This is a genomic window from Methylobrevis pamukkalensis, from assembly GCF_001720135.1.
In the GTDB taxonomy this organism is placed as follows: Bacteria; Pseudomonadota; Alphaproteobacteria; order Rhizobiales; family Pleomorphomonadaceae; genus Methylobrevis; species Methylobrevis pamukkalensis.
The window spans coordinates 1-1059 of the sequence record NZ_MCRJ01000271.1; the positions used below are offsets into that span (position 1 = coordinate 1).

General features: G+C 68.6%; 1 protein-coding gene. It reads right to left on the reverse strand.

What is annotated here, in order from left to right; all coding sequences use genetic code 11:
- Nucleotides 1–64: 64 nt before the first annotated feature.
- Nucleotides 65–976, reverse strand: a complete 912-nt coding sequence (locus A6302_RS20450; RefSeq protein ID WP_069308535.1) for an agmatinase — start codon at nucleotides 974–976, stop codon at nucleotides 65–67.
- Nucleotides 977–1059: the final 83 nt, after the last annotated feature.

A 1059-nucleotide genomic window follows, 5' to 3' on the forward strand; every position in this document is an offset into this window, starting at 1 on the left:
CTGGTGATGGCTTGCAGACTTGAGTTCATGCAGCGTATCCGCCTCACTCTTCAAACGCCCGCCCTCAGCCCTGCCGGACGATGGCGCCGATCGCGTTGACCACGAGCCGCGCGGCGGTCAGCGCCGAGAGACCGTCGACATCGGCGGGTGGATAGAGCTCCACAAGGTCGAAGCCGACGATCTCCGCACGCTGGCCGATGCCGGCGATCAGGTCGATGACCTGGGTGTAGCTGAGGCCGCCGGGCGTGCGCGCCGCGACCCCCGGCATGATCCCCGGATCGAGGCCGTCGCAGTCGAGGGTGATCACGACCCGCGCGCCTTGCGGGAGATGCCGCAGGGCAGCCTCGACGCCCTCCGCATGAACCTCCCGGGCGGTGACGAACCGGCTGCCATAGCGCCGGGCCGCCTCGATCTCCTCCACCCGCGCGCTGCCGACGCTGCGCAGGCCGACCTGGATCATCCCGGCGACATGCGCCATCTCGCTCGCCCGGCGCATCGGGCTGGAATAGCCGTAGCGCTCGCCGTCCCGCTCGTCGCGCCAGTCGACATGCGCGTCGATCTGCACGATCCAGATCGGCCCGTGCCCGGCAAAGCCGGCCAGAAACGGGATCGGCACCGAATCGTCGCCGCCGATCAGGATCGGCACGGACGGCCGCGCCAGAATCTCGCGCGTCGCCCTCTCGATCCGCGCCCGGTTGCCGTCATTGTCCTGCGGGCTGGTCGGAATGTCGCCGACATCGATGCAGCAGACCGGTTGGCCGGCAAACAGCGGCCCGCCGAGATCGAAATCCCAGTGCTCCACAAGCCCGGCATCCTCCTGGCTCGCCGCGCGAATGGCCGCAGCAGCACCGGCATGACTGCTGCCGTCCTTGCCCGGATAGCTGCTGCCATGGCCCACCCCGAAGATCACCGCCCGCGGGATCTTGCCATCGGCGAGGCGATCGGGAAGACCGAGGAAGGAAGGTGGGGTGGTCATGGGGGAGCGTCTCGATGGGGGCGCATTTACCTCGGCGCCAATTGTGCGGTTGCAGCCGCGATGACAAGCCAAATCAAAGCGCG